This window comes from Bradyrhizobium sp. 192, assembly GCF_023100965.1.
Lineage (GTDB): Bacteria > Pseudomonadota > Alphaproteobacteria > Rhizobiales > Xanthobacteraceae > Bradyrhizobium > Bradyrhizobium symbiodeficiens.
This window is the reverse complement of sequence record NZ_CP064690.1, coordinates 5,652,276-5,668,545: the sequence shown is the minus strand read 5'-3', so window position 1 is coordinate 5,668,545 and position 16,270 is coordinate 5,652,276. Positions and strand designations below refer to the sequence as shown.

The window sequence follows — 16,270 nt, the reverse complement described above, 5'->3', positions numbered from 1 at the left end:
CCGATGCAGTCGCGGTTCAAACAGGCGGCCCTGTTTTCGATAAAGCTGCTGCTGTCGATCGCGGTGCTGGTCTACATCGCGCGCGGCCTCGATCTGCAGCGGTTGCGCAGCCATCTCGTCTCGGTCGATCCTTTGCTGTTCGTCCTGGCGCTGTCGTTGATTTTCTTCCAGACCTTCGTGCTCAACGGCCGGTGGGAGCTGATCATGCGCGCGCTCGGCGTGTCGCTGGACTGGCTCGCGGGCTGGCGGATCCTGATGATCAGCCTCTGGTTCAATCAGGTGTTGCCGTCCTCGGTCGGCGGTGATGCGGTGCGGATGTGGCTGCTGCGCCAGCGCGGCGTGCAGTGGCCGGAGGCGGTCAAGGGCGTTGCGGCCGACCGTTTCACCGCGTTGATCGGGCTGATCGCGCTGATGGTGGCCGGATTGCCGTTCCTGTTGTCTCGCGTGTCCGATCATGCCGCGATTCTGGCCATCGGCGGGCTGACGCTGGCCGGCGTCGCCGGCACCGTGATTCTGTTGACGCTCGACAGGCTGCCCAAGCGCCTGATCGCCCATCGGGCGATCGCAAGCTTCGTCCGGTTCGGAGCGCTGGTCAGGTTTCTCCTCCTGCAGTCGGAGCGCCGCGCTTTGCTGTTCGGGTCGGCGCTGCTCATCCATGTCGTGACCGCGGCGGCCTGCTTCGCCCTGGCGCGCGGTGTCGGAGCACAGCTCTCGGTGGTGGACGCCGGCATCCTGATTCCGCCCGTGGTGCTGTTGACGGCGGTCCCGATCTCGATCAGCGGCTGGGGTGTTCGCGAAGGGGCGATGGTTGCCTGCCTCGGTCTCGCGGGTGTCCCCTCCGAGGAGGCGCTGTCGGTTTCGCTGCTGCTGGGTGCCATCAGCGTGATCATCGGGCTCGTCGGCGGCGCGATCTGGCTGGCAAGTCCGGAGCGCGGATCGTATTCAGCAGACAAGGCCGCCAAGGCGGCGAAGGAAGCTCCCGGCTACGACGGGCTGGGCAAGGAAGTCTCGAGCCACCCATGACCCGCTTGAGCCCGTTGCTGGCGGTCTGGTCTTCACGGGGTGGGATTGCCTCACCCGATCGCGTATCTCATTTTTCGGTTCCACGATGAAAAATCTGTTCTACGTCCGCCACACCTGCCGCCTCTGTCATTCGGACAAGCAGGAGCTGGTCGTCCCGATGGCAGGCATGCCGATCGGCACGCCGAACTTCCAGGTCCCCGATGCCAGCGTCGACGATCCGGTGTTCCGGGCCGCGGTGCCGATGGCGCTGCATCTGTGCAGGGATTGCGGCCATCTGCAGATTCTCCACGTCGGCAATCCTGAGATCCAGTACCGCAACTACGTCTACACAACCTCGCTCTCGCTCGGGCTGCGCGAGCACTTCGCCGGCTATGCCAACGACGTCGTCAGCCGCTTCGGCATCGCGCCGGGCTCCCTGGTCGTCGAGCTCGGCAGCAACGACGGATCGCTGCTCGGCTACTTCAAAGAGCGCGGCATGCGGGTGCTGGGTGTCGATCCCGCCGTCGATATCGCCAAGCGCGCGACCGAGGCGGGGATCGAGACCATCGGTGATTTCTTCACCGATGCCATTGGTCACCGCATCCTGCAGAGCCACGGCGCGGCGAGCGTCGTGATCGCCAACAACATGATCGCCAATGTCGACAATCTCGATCCGCTGGTGATCGGGGTTCGCGACGTGCTTGCGCCGGACGGGTTGTTCGTCTTCGAAACGCAATACGGCGTCGACGTCACCGAGAAGAACCTGCTCGACACGGTCTATCACGAGCATCTGTCGTATTTTAACATCAAGCCGCTGATCCGGTTCTTTGCCCGGCTCGGCATGGAGCTGATCGACGTCCAGCACATCTGGACCAAGGGTGGCTCGATCCGCGTCACCGTGCAGCGTGCCGGTGGCGCCAAGAAACCGTCGGCCGAGGTCGCGCGGTTCGTCGCAGAGGAAGAGCGGCTCGGCGTCGATCAGCCGGCCTATTATGGGCCCTATGTGAAGCGGATCGCTGCGATCCGCGACGAGCTGGTTGCGATGGCCGATGCCGCCCATGCGCGCGGGCAGCTCGTTGCCGGCTACGGCGTCTCGGTCGGCACCACGACGCTGCTGCCGCAGTTCGGCCTGGAGAACAAGATCGACTTCCTGGTGGACGACGACCCCAAGAAGGGCAACGTGATGGCCGGCCCGGGTTACGACATCCCGATCCTGCCGCCTGCCGCCCTTTATGAGCGCAAGCCGGCGTTCGTCGTCGTGTTCGCCTGGCGCTACGTCGACCCGATCCGGGCCAAGCACGCCCGCTATTTCGCCGAGGGCGGAAAGTTCGTGGTGCCGCTGCCGGGCATTTCCATGGTCGACCGGGCCGACTGATGGTGTTCCGGGGCCGCCGCCAGCGAGGAGGGCGGTTGGGACGGCCGGAACGTCAGAGGGGCGCGCGGCATGGCCGGTTAACCCGTTGATTCGGATCGGCTCTGTTGGGGGCGTCCTGGTATCAGGGGTGGCTCGGCGGGCGCGGCGTGACCTTGACGTTTGGCCTCATCCGCAGTAGATACCCCGCACTCGCTGCCGGCCCGCTGAGATGCGGATATCCGGCGCGGCTTTGAAATCCCCGAACAATCGAGCCCGGTTTCCGGCTCATCCTTCGAGACAGAGGGCTGGGCCAACGGCGGCTGTTCGGATCCCTGAAATTCATTCGCGTCTGTCGACGGACGTTGGACATCAAACGATGGCAGTCAGCCCGTTCAAGTTCTTGCAGGAAGTGCGCTCGGAGACCGCCAAGGTCACCTGGCCGACCCGTCGTGAGACCACGATCACCACCATCATGGTGTTCGTCATGGTCGCGGTGGCCTCGATCTTCTTCTTCGCCGCCGACCAGATCATCCGCGTCCTCATCACCTTCCTTTTGGGCATTCACTGATGGCTACAGCAACCGCTCAACTGTCCGACAAGCGCTGGTACATCGTCCACGCCTATTCGAACTTCGAGAAGAAGGTTCAGGAATCGATCCGCGAACAGGCCAAGCAGCGTGGGCTTGAGGATCTCTTCGAGCAGATACTGGTCCCGACCGAGAAGGTCACGGAAGTGCGCCGCGGCCGCAAGATCGACGCCGAGCGCAAGTTCTTCCCGGGCTACGTGCTGGTGAAGATGAAGCTGACCGACGAAGCGTTTCACCTGATCAAGAACACGCCGAAGGTCACGGGCTTCCTCGGCGCGGAAAACAAGCCGATGCCGATTTCTGAATCGGAAGCGATGCGCATCCTGCACCAGGTGCAGGAGGGCGTGGAACGGCCGAAGGCGTCGGTGTCGTTCGAGATCGGCGAGAACGTGCGCGTGGCCGATGGCCCGTTCGCCTCGTTCTCGGGTGTGGTCGAGGAAATCGACGAGGCGCGCTCGCGCGTGAAGGTTGCGGTGTCGATCTTCGGCCGCGCCACGCCGGTCGAGCTGGAGTTCGGGCAGGTCGAGAAGGTCTGACCGGGTAGCGCGTGAAGCCGAAAAGCTTCGCGCAAAGAGAGGCCGTGGGAGGGAGAGGGCGGTTGCCAGCCGCATCCGACCCAGACCACGAACCTGAACCGCCGGCGATGGCCGGCACAACAGGAGTGATAGATGGCAAAGAAAGTGACCGGATACCTGAAGCTTCAGGTCCCGGCCGGTGCGGCGAATCCCTCGCCCCCGATCGGTCCCGCGCTTGGTCAGCGCGGTCTCAACATCATGGAGTTCTGCAAGGCGTTCAACGCGCAGACCCAGAAGGAAGAGAAGAACACCCCGATTCCCGTCGTGATCACGATCTATGCCGATCGTTCGTTCACGTTCGAGATGAAGACGCCCCCGATGTCGTTCTTCCTCAAGCAGGCCGCCAAGATCCAGTCCGGCTCGAAGGCGCCGGGCCGTGACAAGGCCGGTGCGGTGACCAAGGCGCAGGTGCGCGAGATCGCCGAGAAGAAGATGAAGGACCTGAATTGCGACTCGATCGAGTCGGCCATGAAGATGGTCGAGGGCTCTGCCCGTTCGATGGGTCTGGAAGTGGCGGGGTAAGCGGCTATGGCAATCGGAAAGCGTTTGAACAAAGCCCGCGAAGGTGTTGATCGCGAAAAGCTTTACCCGCTCGCGGACGCCATCAAGATGGTCAAGGAACGCGCGAAAGCGAAGTTCGACGAGACCATCGAGGTCGCGATCAATCTCGGCGTCGATCCGCGTCACGCCGACCAGATGGTCCGTGGCGTCGTGACCCTGCCGAACGGCACCGGCCGTACGCTCCGCGTCGGCGTGTTCGCCCGTGGCGCCAAGGCTGACGAAGCCAAGGCTGCGGGTGCCGACGTCGTCGGCGCCGAAGACCTGGTCGAGAAGGTGCAGAACGGCTCGATCGATTTCGACCGCTGCATCGCCACCCCCGACATGATGCCGCTGGTCGGCCGGTTGGGTAAGGTGCTCGGCCCGCGCGGCCTGATGCCGAACCCGAAGATCGGCACCGTGACCATGGACGTCACCGGTGCGGTGAAGGGTGCCAAGGGCGGCTCGGTCGAGTTCCGCGTCGAGAAGGCCGGCATTCTGCAGGCCGGCGTCGGCAAGGCCTCGTTCTCCGAGGAGAAGCTGGTCGAGAACATCAAGGCTCTCGCCGATGCTGTCTCGAAGGCGAAGCCGGCCGGTTCCAAGGGCACCTACATCCAGCGCGTTGCGGTGTCCTCGACCATGGGCCCCGGCGTGAAGGTCGAGCCGAACACGATTCTCGGCTAAGGTCGGCCTCGGCCAGAGGTTCGGAAATTGCATGAGGCGAGGGGCGGAATTGGGCAACCGATTCCGCCCCTCGTCGTTTGTGGCAGGGCTCAACGGAAACAAGAACAATGGCTGACAAGGTCCTGATCTATTCGCGCTTTCCCAAGACGATGATGGCGCGTTTCGCCGAGCGGTTCGAACTGCTCGACACCGGCGGCAAGCCCGCAGGCGAGGTGTTTTCTGCGGAGGAACTCAGTGGCATCCGCGCGATGCTGACGGCAGGCGGCTCCCCGCTCGGCGCGGAAGCGATGGACCTGTTTCCAAAACTCGGCGCCATCGTCTGCTACGGCACCGGCTATGACGGTGTCGACCTGACGGCCGCAGCCGCCCGCAACATCGCTGTCGGCCACAGCCCGGGCGCCAATGCCGCCTCGGTCGCCGACATCGCGATGACCCTGATGCTGGCAACGACGCGGCGGATCCTGGTCGCCGACCAATATGTCCGCAGCGGCGACTGGGCGGGGTCGAAGCAATCGCCGATGATGCGCCCGCAGGCGGGCATGCCCGGCCGCCGCATCGGCATTTATGGCATGGGCGAGATCGGCCGCAAGATCGCCGCGCGCTGCGCCGCCTTCGAGAGCGAAATCGGCTATTTCAGCCGGACTGAGTACGATCTGCCCTATCAATATTTCCCGACGCTGGAGGCGCTGGCCGATTGGTGCAGCGTGCTGATGATCGCGGTCCGGGCAGGAACCGACACCCAGCACGTCGTCAATGCCGACATCTTGAGGCGACTCGGGGTGGACGGCTATGTCGTCAACGTCTCCCGCGGATCGGTGATCGACGAGCAGGCGCTGGTCAAGGCGCTGACCGATAAGACCATTGCGGGGGCCGGCCTCGACGTCTTCGAGAAGGAACCGCGCGCCCCCGACGCCCTGACGGCGCTCCCCAACGTTGTGTTCGCCCCCCATATCGGCGGCCATACCCTCGAATCGCACGTCGCCATGCAGAACTGCGTCCTGGCCAACCTGACCGCGTTCTTCGAGGACAAGCCGCTGCCTTATGGGGTCAAATCGGCCTGAATCGGACCTTATTGGCCCGGATCAAGCGCCCAGGGCAACGGATTGGAACTGGTGTGAATTTTGCTCTTGGCAAGCAGGCTGCGAGCGGTTAAAGAACCGCTTCCGGACGTACCGGCCTCGGCTGGCGCGTTCGTGCACGCATTCCGAAAACCCGACAAGACAGGAGATCATTCCTTTTCAGGACGTCCGTGAGGATTTGCCCGAAGAGGAAGGAAAACCCGTCGGTTGGTGGAGTGCGGGCAGGGGTCGGGCGGTTCGCCGGCTGACCTTGTCCTGTCCAAGACTGCAGGCGCCTGCGGGAGATTTCGATTTCTCAACGGCTTAATCGCATGGCCTGCATAGACGGGTGAAGACCGGATTTCACTTCGCGTTCCGCCTTAAGGTGGTCGCGGAATGGGTTTGGTTCGGACCTCGACACGCCGTGGGCTCACGAGCTTCCGGAGGGCAGGCTTTGAATTGTCGTCTCGCCCGGCGCGTGTCCGATGGGTTTTGACCCGGAGGTTCAGTTTTGGGTGGGACGATGGGTGCAACCCGGCGGTCCCGCTTCTCGCGATGGCCGCCAACCGGAAAGAGCTTGCTGTGGAACGAGCGGCAAAAAAGGAAGCGGTCGAACAGCTCAATGGGGTCTTCAAGACCACGAGCGTCGCGGTCGTTGCCCAATATTCCGGCCTGACCGTTGCCCAGATGCAGAAGCTGCGGACGCAGATGAAGCAGGCTGGCGCCTCGGTGAAGGTCTCGAAGAACCGTCTCGCCAAAATTGCTCTTGAAGGCACTGACGTCGTTGCCATCGGTCCCATGCTGAAGGGACCGACCGTGATCGCCACTTCGAACGATCCGGTAGCGGCGCCGAAGGTCGCCGTCGAATTCGCCAAGGCGAACGAAAAGTTCGTCATCATTGGCGGTTCGATGGGAACGACCGTCCTGAATGTCGACGGCGTGAAGGCTCTTGCCTCGCTGCCGTCGCTTGATGAACTGCGCGCCAAGCTCGTCGGCCTTCTTGTGGCTCCGGCGACCAAGATCGCTCAGCTCGCCAATGCGCCCGCGGGCAAGCTCGCGCGCGTCATCCAGGCTCATGCCTCAAAGGGCGAAGCGGCCTGACGCCCTTCGCAAAACTCAAACCCGAACCAGACTTACATCTAAGGAAACTGAACAATGGCTGACTTGCAGAAGATCGTTGACGACCTCTCGAGCCTCACCGTGCTCGAAGCTGCCGAACTGGCGAAGCTCCTCGAAGAAAAGTGGGGCGTTTCGGCTGCCGCGGCTGTCGCCGTGGCCGGCCCGGCTGGTGGTGGCGCTGCCGCCGCTCCGGCCGAAGAGAAGACCGAGTTCACGGTCGTCCTTGCCGCCGCCGGCGACAAGAAGATCGAGGTCATCAAGGAAGTCCGCGCCATCACCGGCCTGGGCCTGAAGGAAGCAAAGGACCTCGTCGAGGGCGCGCCGAAGCCTGTCAAGGAAGGCGTGAACAAGGACGAGGCCGAGAAGCTCAAGGTCCAGCTCGAGAAGGCTGGCGCGAAGGTCGAGCTCAAGTAAGCACCGCTTACTGGCGAGGTCTCGGGCGAGCGTCAGCGGCCCGAGATCTCAGCTTTCCCCTCAACAAAAGGGGTGGGCCAGATGCAAAAGGCGTGCGACGGGACGTCCCGACGCAGGCCAAACACGAAAAAGTGTGGGGATTTGCGGGTTCACCCCTCGAATCTCCACTATTGTCGCCCCATATCGGTTCGGCAGCACGAAAGCGCGGTGGGCAGGGATACCGGACCCCTGTAAGCCGTTGGGAGAGCAAGCTATTTCGGGCTTTTTCAGTCCGTGAAGGCGGTCGTTGTGACGGGCGGGCGCGCACCAGCGCCCCGCGCGTCGTTTTGCGTTTTGAAGGTCTGAAGAACAGATTCAGGACATTCCGGCCTGAATTTGAGTCTCCGGCCCCCAAAGCGGGTTCGAAAAAATTCAACCCGGGGAGCGGTGGCAGCCGCGTTCCGGAGGGCGCGCCCAGATCGGGCGACGAAAATGAGAGGCCACGATGGCGCAGCAGACATTTACCGGTCGCAAACGCGTTCGCAAGTTCTTCGGACACATCAAGGAAGTCGCAGAGATGCCGAACCTCATCGAGGTTCAGAAGGCATCCTATGATCAGTTCCTGATGGTCGACGAACCCCAAGGGGGCCGTCTCGACGAAGGTCTGCAGGCGGTCTTCCGGTCGGTGTTCCCGATCTCCGACTTCTCGGGCACCTCGATGCTGGAATTCGTCCGCTACGAGTTCGAGCAGCCGAAATATGACGTCGACGAGTGCCGCCAGCGGGGCATGACCTTCGCAGCTCCGCTCAAGGTGACGCTGCGTCTCATCGTGTTCGATATCGACGAGGAAACCGGCGCGAAGTCGGTCAAGGACATCAAGGAGCAGGACGTCTACATGGGCGATATCCCGCTCATGACGATGAACGGCACCTTCATCGTCAACGGTACCGAGCGCGTCATCGTCTCGCAGATGCACCGGTCGCCCGGCGTGTTCTTCGACCACGACAAGGGCAAGACCCATTCGTCGGGCAAGCTGCTGTTCGCCGCCCGCGTCATCCCTTATCGCGGTTCCTGGCTCGACATCGAGTTCGACGCCAAGGACATCGTCTATGCGCGTATCGATCGTCGCCGCAAGATTCCGGTGACGTCGCTGATGTTCGCCCTCGGCCTCGACGGCGAGGCGATCCTGTCCACCTTCTACAAGAAGATCCTCTACAAGCGGACCAAGGAAGGCTGGCGCGTTCCGTTCGACGCCAACCGTTTCCGCGGTTACTCGACCGTCAACGACCTGATCGACGCCGATACCGGCAAGGTCGTGCTCGAGGCCGGCAAGAAACTCACCGTTCGTGCTGCCCGTCAGCTCCAGGAAAAGGGGCTGAAGGCGCTGCGCCTGGCCGATGAGGAACTGGTCGGCAATTACATCGCCGAGGACCTCGTCAACCCGAAGACGGGTGAGATCCACGCCGAAGCCGGCGAGGAAATAACCGACAAGTCGATGAAGGTGCTCAATGAGCACGGCTACAAGGAGCTGCCGCTCCTTGACATCGACCACGTCAATATCGGCCCCTACATCCGCAATACGCTCTCGGCCGACAAGAACATGACGCGCGAGGACGCGCTGTTCGACATCTACCGCGTGATGCGTCCGGGCGAGCCGCCGACGCTGGATTCGGCGCAGGCCATGTTCCAATCGCTGTTCTTCGACTCCGAACGCTACGACCTCTCCGCGGTCGGCCGCGTCAAGATGAACATGCGCCTCGACCTCGATGCGCCAGACACCCAGCGCACGCTGCGCAAGGAAGACATCCTCTCCGTCATCAAGACGCTGGTGGATTTGCGCGACGGCAAGGGCGAGATCGACGACATCGACCATCTCGGCAACCGCCGCGTGCGCTCGGTCGGCGAGCTGATGGAGAACCAGTACCGCATCGGCCTCCTGCGCATGGAGCGCGCGATCAAGGAGCGCATGTCCTCGGTCGACATCGACACGGTCATGCCGCAGGACCTGATCAACGCGAAGCCGGCGGCTGCCGCCGTGCGCGAGTTCTTCGGCTCCTCGCAGCTCTCGCAGTTCATGGACCAGACCAACCCGCTCAGCGAGATCACCCACAAGCGTCGTCTCTCGGCGCTCGGACCGGGCGGTCTGACCCGCGAGCGCGCCGGCTTCGAAGTCCGCGACGTGCATCCGACGCATTACGGCCGCATCTGCCCGATCGAGACGCCGGAAGGCCCGAACATCGGCCTGATCAACTCGCTCGCGACCTTCGCGCGCGTGAACAAGTACGGCTTCGTCGAGACGCCGTATCGCAAGGTCAAGGACGGCCGCGTCACCGACGAGGTCGTGTATCTCTCGGCGATGGAAGAGGGCCGCTACACGGTCGCGCAGGCCAACGTGCCGCTCGACCCGAAGGGCCGCTTCACCGAAGACCTCGTGGTCTGCCGTCACGCCGGCGAAGTCTTGCCGGTGACGCCCGACAAGGTTGACTACATGGACGTGTCGCCGAAGCAGCTGGTTTCGGTTGCCGCGGCGTTGATCCCGTTCCTCGAGAACGACGACGCCAACCGCGCGCTGATGGGCTCGAACATGCAGCGCCAGGCGGTGCCGCTGGTTCGCGCCGAGGCGCCGTTCGTCGGCACCGGCATGGAAGGCGTGGTTGCGCGGGACTCGGGTGCCGCGATCGCGGCGCGCCGTTCGGGCGTGATCGACCAGATCGACGCCACCCGCGTCGTCATCCGCGCCACGGAAGATCTCGATCCGACCAAGTCGGGCGTCGATATCTACCGTCTGATGAAGTACCAGCGCTCAAACCAGTCAACCTGCATCAACCAGCGTCCGCTGGTGAAGGTCGGCGACATCGTCAGGAAGGGCGACATCATCGCCGACGGTCCGTCGACCGATCTCGGCGAACTCGCTCTCGGGCGCAACGTGCTCGTCGCGTTCATGCCGTGGAACGGCTACAACTTCGAAGACTCGATCCTGCTCTCCGAGCGGATCGTGAAGGAAGACGTCTTCACCTCGATCCACATCGAGGAGTTCGAAGTGATGGCCCGCGACACCAAGCTCGGGCCTGAGGAAATCACCCGCGACATTCCGAACGTGTCGGAAGAAGCGCTGAAGAACCTCGACGAAGCCGGTATCGTCTACATCGGCGCGGAAGTGCGCGCCGGCGACATCCTGGTCGGCAAGATCACGCCGAAGGGCGAGAGCCCGATGACGCCGGAAGAGAAACTGCTGCGCGCGATCTTCGGCGAGAAGGCCTCCGACGTTCGCGACACCTCGCTGCGCGTTCCTCCGGGCGTGCAGGGCACGATCGTGGAAGTGCGCGTGTTCAACCGTCACGGCGTCGACAAGGACGAGCGTGCGCTGGCGATCGAACGGGAAGAGATCGAGCGTCTGGCCAAGGACCGCGACGACGAGCAGGCGATCCTGGACCGCAACGTCTACAACCGTCTTGCCGAGCTGCTCGAGGGACGGCAGGGCATTGCCGGTCCGAAGGGCTTCAAGAAGGACACCAAGATCACCCGTGCGGTGCTCGAGGAGTACCCGAAGTCGCAGTGGTGGCTGTTCGCCTCGCCGAACGACAAGCTGATGGCCGAGATCGAGGCCATGCGGAAGCAGTACGACGAGTCGAAGAAGGGGCTGGAACAGCGCTTCCTCGACAAGGTCGAAAAGCTTCAGCGCGGTGACGAATTGCCGCCCGGCGTGATGAAGATGGTCAAGGTCTTCGTCGCGGTGAAGCGCAAGATCCAGCCCGGCGACAAGATGGCCGGCCGCCACGGCAACAAGGGCGTGGTGTCGAAGATCGTGCCGATCGAGGACATGCCGTTCCTCGAAGACGGTACGCATGCCGATATCGTGCTCAATCCGCTCGGCGTGCCCTCGCGCATGAACGTCGGGCAGATCCTCGAGACCCATCTCGGCTGGGCCTGTGCCGGCCTCGGCAAGCGTATCGGCCAGACGGTCGATGCCTATCTGTCGAAGCAGGACATCAAGCCGCTGAAGGAAACCTTGAAGAAGGTCTACGGCGAGGACGAGACGATCAAGTCGCTCAACGACAGCGAACTGATCGAGCTCGGCCATAACCTCAGCCGCGGCGTGCCGATCGCAACGCCGGTGTTCGACGGCGCCAAGGAAGCCGACATCGAGGAGATGCTGAAGCTTGCCGGTCTGGACGCTTCGGGCCAGTCGACCGTCTATGACGGCCGTACCGGCGATGCGTTCGATCGCAAGGTGACGGTGGGCTACATCTACATGCTCAAGCTGCACCATCTGGTCGACGACAAGATCCATGCGCGTTCGATCGGTCCGTACTCGCTCGTCACCCAGCAGCCGCTGGGCGGCAAGGCGCAGTTCGGCGGCCAGCGCTTCGGCGAAATGGAGGTGTGGGCGCTCGAGGCTTACGGCGCGGCGTACACGCTCCAGGAGATGCTGACGGTGAAGTCGGACGACGTCGCCGGCCGTACCAAGGTGTACGAGGCGATCGTGCGTGGCGACGACACGTTCGAAGCCGGTATTCCGGAATCGTTCAACGTGCTGGTCAAGGAAATGCGCTCGCTCGGCCTCAACGTCGACTTGCACAATTCCAAGGTCGGGCCGGGGACGGCGGAAGCGGCCGAGTAACACGATCTATCATGCCCGGCCTTCACGGCCGGGCATCGGCGCCCCGTCCGAGGCCTTGAGGGCAGGGCGCCCCGCTCGAGTGATTTTCGAATTTGCTGCCGGAGGCGACCGGCATGCGAGGAGAAGACGATGAACCAAGAAATTATGAATCTCTTCAACCCGACGACTCCGGCTCAGGTCTTCGACCAGATCCGGATCTCGATCGCGTCTCCAGAGAAGATTCTGTCCTGGTCCTACGGCGAGATCAAGAAGCCGGAGACCATCAACTACCGTACCTTCAAGCCCGAGCGCGACGGCCTGTTCTGCGCCCGCATCTTCGGGCCGATCAAGGACTACGAGTGCTTGTGCGGCAAGTACAAGCGCATGAAGTACAAGGGCATCATCTGCGAGAAGTGCTCGGTCGAGGTCACGCTGTCGCGCGTCCGGCGCGAGCGCATGGGCCATATCGAGCTCGCAGCCCCGGTCGCGCACATCTGGTTCCTGAAGTCGCTGCCCTCGCGCATCGGCCTTCTGCTGGACATGACGCTGAAGGATCTCGAGCGGATCCTCTACTTCGAATATTACGTCGTGCTCGAGCCGGGTCTCACCGCGCTCAAGGACCGTCAGCTGCTGTCGGAAGACGAGTATCTGAAGGCGCAGGACGAGTACGGCCAGGACAGCTTCACCGCGATGATCGGCGCGGAAGCGATCCGCGAGCTGCTCAAGGGCATGGACCTCGAGAAGCTCGAAGCCACCTTGCGCCTCGAGATGCAGGAGACCGACTCCGACATCAAGCACAAGAAGCTCGCCAAGCGCCTGAAGATCGTGGAAGCGTTCCGCCACTCCGGCAACAAGCCGGAATGGATGATCATGACCGTGGTTCCGGTGATCCCGCCGGACCTGCGTCCGCTGGTGCCGCTGGACGGCGGCCGCTTCGCCACCTCGGACCTCAACGACCTCTACCGCCGCGTCATCAACCGGAACAACCGCTTGAAGCGGCTGATGGAGCTGCGTGCGCCCGACATCATCATCCGCAACGAGAAGCGCATGCTTCAGGAAGCGGTCGATGCGCTGTTCGACAACGGTCGCCGCGGTCGCGTCATCACGGGTGCCAACAAGCGCCCGCTGAAGTCGCTCGCCGACATGCTCAAGGGCAAGCAGGGCCGATTCCGTCAGAACCTGCTCGGCAAGCGCGTCGACTATTCGGGCCGTTCGGTGATCGTGGTCGGTCCCGAGTTGCGCCTGCATCAGTGCGGCCTGCCGAAGAAGATGGCGCTCGAGCTGTTCAAGCCGTTCATCTATTCGCGGCTCGACGCCAAGGGCCTGTCCACCACGGTGAAGCAGGCCAAGAAGCTGGTCGAGAAGGAGCGGCCGGAGGTCTGGGACATCCTGGATGAGGTCATCCGCGAGCATCCGGTGCTGCTCAACCGCGCGCCGACGCTGCATCGTCTCGGCATCCAGGCGTTCGAGCCCGTGCTGATCGAGGGCAAGGCGATCCAGCTTCACCCGCTGGTCTGCGCCGCGTTCAACGCCGACTTCGACGGCGACCAGATGGCCGTGCACGTTCCGCTGTCGCTCGAAGCGCAGCTGGAAGCGCGCGTCCTGATGATGTCGACCAACAACATCCTGCATCCGGCGAACGGCCAGCCGATCATCGTGCCGTCGCAGGACATCGTGCTCGGTCTCTACTACGTCTCGATCATGCGCGAAGGCCTGCCCGGCGAGGGCAAGATCTTCGGCGACATGGCCGAGCTCGAGCACGCGCTGCACGCGAAGGTCATCCACCTCCACACCAAGATCAAGTACCGGTGGCAGGGGATGGATGAGACCGGCAAGGTCTCGACGCGCTGGATCGAGACCACCGCCGGCCGCGTCATGCTCGGCAATCTCCTGCCGAAGAACCCGCGGATTTCGTACGAGATCATCAACAAGCTGATGACCAAGCGCGAAATCTCGGGCGTGATCGACCAGGTCTACCGCCACTGCGGCCAGAAGGAGACGGTGATCTTCTGCGACCGCATCATGGCGCTCGGCTTCTACAACGCGTTCAAGGCCGGCATCTCGTTCGGCAAGGACGACATGGTCGTACCGCACTCCAAGTGGAAGATCGTCGACACCACCCGTACGCTGGCGAAGGATTTCGAGCAGCAGTACAACGACGGTCTGATCACCCATGGCGAGAAGTACAACAAGGTGGTCGACGCCTGGTCGAAGGCCACGGAAGAAATCGCCAAGGCGATGATGAAGGAGATCTCCTCCACCAAGAAGACGGCAAGTGGAGCCGATGCCGACATCAACTCGATCTACATGATGGCACACTCCGGCGCCCGCGGTTCGCCGGCCCAGATGCGCCAGCTCGCCGGCATGCGCGGCCTGATGGCCAAGCCGTCGGGTGAGATCATCGAGACGCCGATCATCTCGAACTTCAAGGAAGGCCTCTCGGTGCTCGAGTACTTCAACTCGACCCACGGCGCCCGTAAGGGCCTCGCGGACACCGCGTTGAAGACCGCGAACTCGGGCTACCTGACCCGTCGTCTGGTCGACGTGGCGCAGGACTGCATCATCACGCAGAGCGACTGCGGCACCAAGCTCGGCATCAAGATGCGCGCCATCGTCGATGCCGGCACCGTGGTTGCTTCGCTCGGCTCGCGCATCCTCGGACGCACGGCCTGCGAGGACATCCGCGACAGCTCCGGCAAGGTGATCATCAAGCGCGGCACGCTGATGGAAGAGAGCCATCTGGACGCCATCCAGCAGGGTGGTGTGCAGGAGGTGAAGATCCGTTCTGCACTGACCTGCGAACTCGTCAACGGCATCTGCGGCATGTGCTATGGCCGCGACCTCGCCCGCGGCACGCCGGTCAACCACGGTGAAGCCGTCGGCGTCATCGCGGCGCAGTCGATCGGCGAGCCCGGCACCCAGCTGACCATGCGCACCTTCCACATCGGTGGTGCGGCGCAGCTCAACGAGCAGTCGTTCGTCGAATCCAACTTCGACGGCAAGATCGTGATCCGGAACAAGGCCATCGCCCGCAACAGCGAAGGTCACCTGGTCGCGATGGTCCGCAACATGGTGATCGCGATCGTCGATGCCGACGGGACCGAGCGTGCGACGCACCGTATTCAGTACGGCGCGCGCCTGCACGTCGACGAGGGCGACATGGTCAAGCGGGGCCAGCGCATCGTCGAGTGGGATCCCTACACGCGTCCGCTTCTCACCGAAGTGGAAGGCATCATCGGCTTCGAGGATCTGGTCGAAGGGCAGTCGATCACGGAAACGCTGGACGAGGCCACCGGCATCGCCAAGCGCGTGGTCATCGACTGGCGCTCGACTCGCGGCGGCGCGGATTTGCGTCCGGCCATCGTGGTCAAGGGCAAGGACGGCAAGGTGCTCAAGCTCGCCCGTGGCGGCGATGCCCGCTACATGCTGTCGGTCGACGGCATTTTGTCGGTCGACGTCGGAGCCAAGGTCAACCCGGGCGACATCCTCGCCCGTGTCTCGACCGAGAGCGCCAAGACGCGTGACATCACCGGCGGTCTGCCGCGGGTGGCGGAACTGTTCGAGGCACGGCGTCCGAAGGATGCGGCGATCATCGCCGAAATCGCGGGCACCATCCGGTTCGGGCGCGACTACAAGAACAAGCGCCGCATCTCGATCGAGCCGATGGACAAGACCGAGGAGGCGCGCGAGTACCTGATCCCGAAGGGCAAGCACATCCACCTTCAGGACGGCGACGTCGTCGAAAAGGGCGACTTCATCGTGGAAGGCAACCCGGCGCCGCACGACATCCTTGCGGTCAAGGGTATCGAGGAACTAGCGGCCTATCTGGTCAACGAAATCCAGGAGGTCTACCGGCTCCAGGGCGTGCTCATCAACGACAAGCACATCGAGGTGATTGTCCGTCAGATGCTCCAGAAGGTGGAAGTCACCGACCAGGGCGACACGGACATGATCTCGGGCGAGCAGGTCGACAAGATCGAGTTCGACGCGCTCAACGAGAAGGCCAAGGAAGAGGGCAAGAAGATCGCCACGGGGACGCCGGTTCTGCTCGGTATCACCAAGGCGAGCCTCCAGACCCGCTCCTTCTTCTCGGCGGCCTCGTTCCAGGAGACCACCCGCGTCCTCACGGAAGCGGCGGTCAACGGCAAGGTCGATCCGCTCGAAGGTCTCAAGGAGAACGTCATCGTCGGCCGGCTGATCCCGGCGGGCACCGGCGCCTCCATGGCCAAGATCCGCGAAGTCGCCGTGAAGCGCGACAAGATGATCCTGGACGAGCGCGAGAAGCAGGCGGCGGTCGTGTCACCCGCGCCGGAAGCGGAGCTTCCTGCGCTACCTCCCGCGGAATGATCGTTCATCCGTAGG

General features: G+C 63.3%; 11 protein-coding genes. All 11 read left to right on the top strand.

Features of this window, described 5'->3' with window-relative positions; genetic code table 11:
- The first annotated feature begins 3 nt into the window (after window positions 1–3).
- The 11 genes from IVB24_RS26440 to rpoC all read left to right on the top strand — a co-directional run bounded on the left by IVB24_RS26440 (window position 4) and on the right by rpoC (window position 16,255).
- Complete coding sequence (locus tag IVB24_RS26440) at window positions 4–1,023, top strand: lysylphosphatidylglycerol synthase transmembrane domain-containing protein (protein WP_140480197.1); 1,020 nt, start codon at window positions 4–6, stop codon at window positions 1,021–1,023.
- 85 nt (window positions 1,024–1,108) lie between these two features.
- On the top strand, window positions 1,109–2,377 hold the full coding sequence (locus IVB24_RS26435) for a class I SAM-dependent methyltransferase (RefSeq protein ID WP_094895393.1): 1,269 nt from the start codon (window positions 1,109–1,111) through the stop codon (window positions 2,375–2,377).
- 355 nt (window positions 2,378–2,732) lie between these two features.
- The gene (gene secE / locus IVB24_RS26430) at window positions 2,733–2,924 is read left to right on the top strand and encodes a preprotein translocase subunit SecE (RefSeq protein WP_007602984.1); all 192 of its coding nucleotides are present in this window, start codon (window positions 2,733–2,735) and stop codon (window positions 2,922–2,924) included.
- Window positions 2,924–3,478, top strand: coding sequence for a transcription termination/antitermination protein NusG (nusG, locus tag IVB24_RS26425; protein ID WP_094895392.1), 555 nt, complete (start codon window positions 2,924–2,926; stop codon window positions 3,476–3,478). The genes secE and nusG overlap by 1 nt, the downstream gene beginning before the upstream one ends.
- 132 nt (window positions 3,479–3,610) lie before the next feature.
- The gene (gene rplK, locus IVB24_RS26420) at window positions 3,611–4,039 is read left to right on the top strand and encodes a 50S ribosomal protein L11 (protein WP_007602986.1); all 429 of its coding nucleotides are present in this window, start codon (window positions 3,611–3,613) and stop codon (window positions 4,037–4,039) included.
- Window positions 4,040–4,045: 6 nt separating this feature from the next.
- On the top strand, window positions 4,046–4,738 hold the full coding sequence (gene rplA / locus IVB24_RS26415) for a 50S ribosomal protein L1 (RefSeq protein ID WP_094972005.1): 693 nt from the start codon (window positions 4,046–4,048) through the stop codon (window positions 4,736–4,738).
- Between the two features lie 107 nt (window positions 4,739–4,845).
- Window positions 4,846–5,799, top strand: a complete 954-nt coding sequence (locus IVB24_RS26410; protein WP_247769554.1) for a 2-hydroxyacid dehydrogenase — start codon at window positions 4,846–4,848, stop codon at window positions 5,797–5,799.
- Window positions 5,800–6,378: 579 nt separating this feature from the next.
- On the top strand, window positions 6,379–6,897 hold the full coding sequence (gene rplJ / locus IVB24_RS26405) for a 50S ribosomal protein L10 (RefSeq protein ID WP_094972493.1): 519 nt from the start codon (window positions 6,379–6,381) through the stop codon (window positions 6,895–6,897).
- Between the two features lie 54 nt (window positions 6,898–6,951).
- Complete coding sequence (gene rplL, locus IVB24_RS26400; protein WP_094895389.1) at window positions 6,952–7,329, top strand: 50S ribosomal protein L7/L12; 378 nt, start codon at window positions 6,952–6,954, stop codon at window positions 7,327–7,329.
- Window positions 7,330–7,813: 484 nt separating this feature from the next.
- Window positions 7,814–11,929 carry a DNA-directed RNA polymerase subunit beta gene (gene rpoB, locus IVB24_RS26395; RefSeq protein WP_166468988.1) on the top strand — a complete coding sequence of 1,372 codons (4,116 nt, stop codon included), beginning with the start codon at window positions 7,814–7,816 and terminating at the stop codon, window positions 11,927–11,929.
- Between the two features lie 129 nt (window positions 11,930–12,058).
- The gene (gene rpoC / locus IVB24_RS26390) at window positions 12,059–16,255 is read left to right on the top strand and encodes a DNA-directed RNA polymerase subunit beta' (RefSeq protein WP_094972002.1); all 4,197 of its coding nucleotides are present in this window, start codon (window positions 12,059–12,061) and stop codon (window positions 16,253–16,255) included.
- Window positions 16,256–16,270: the final 15 nt, after the last annotated feature.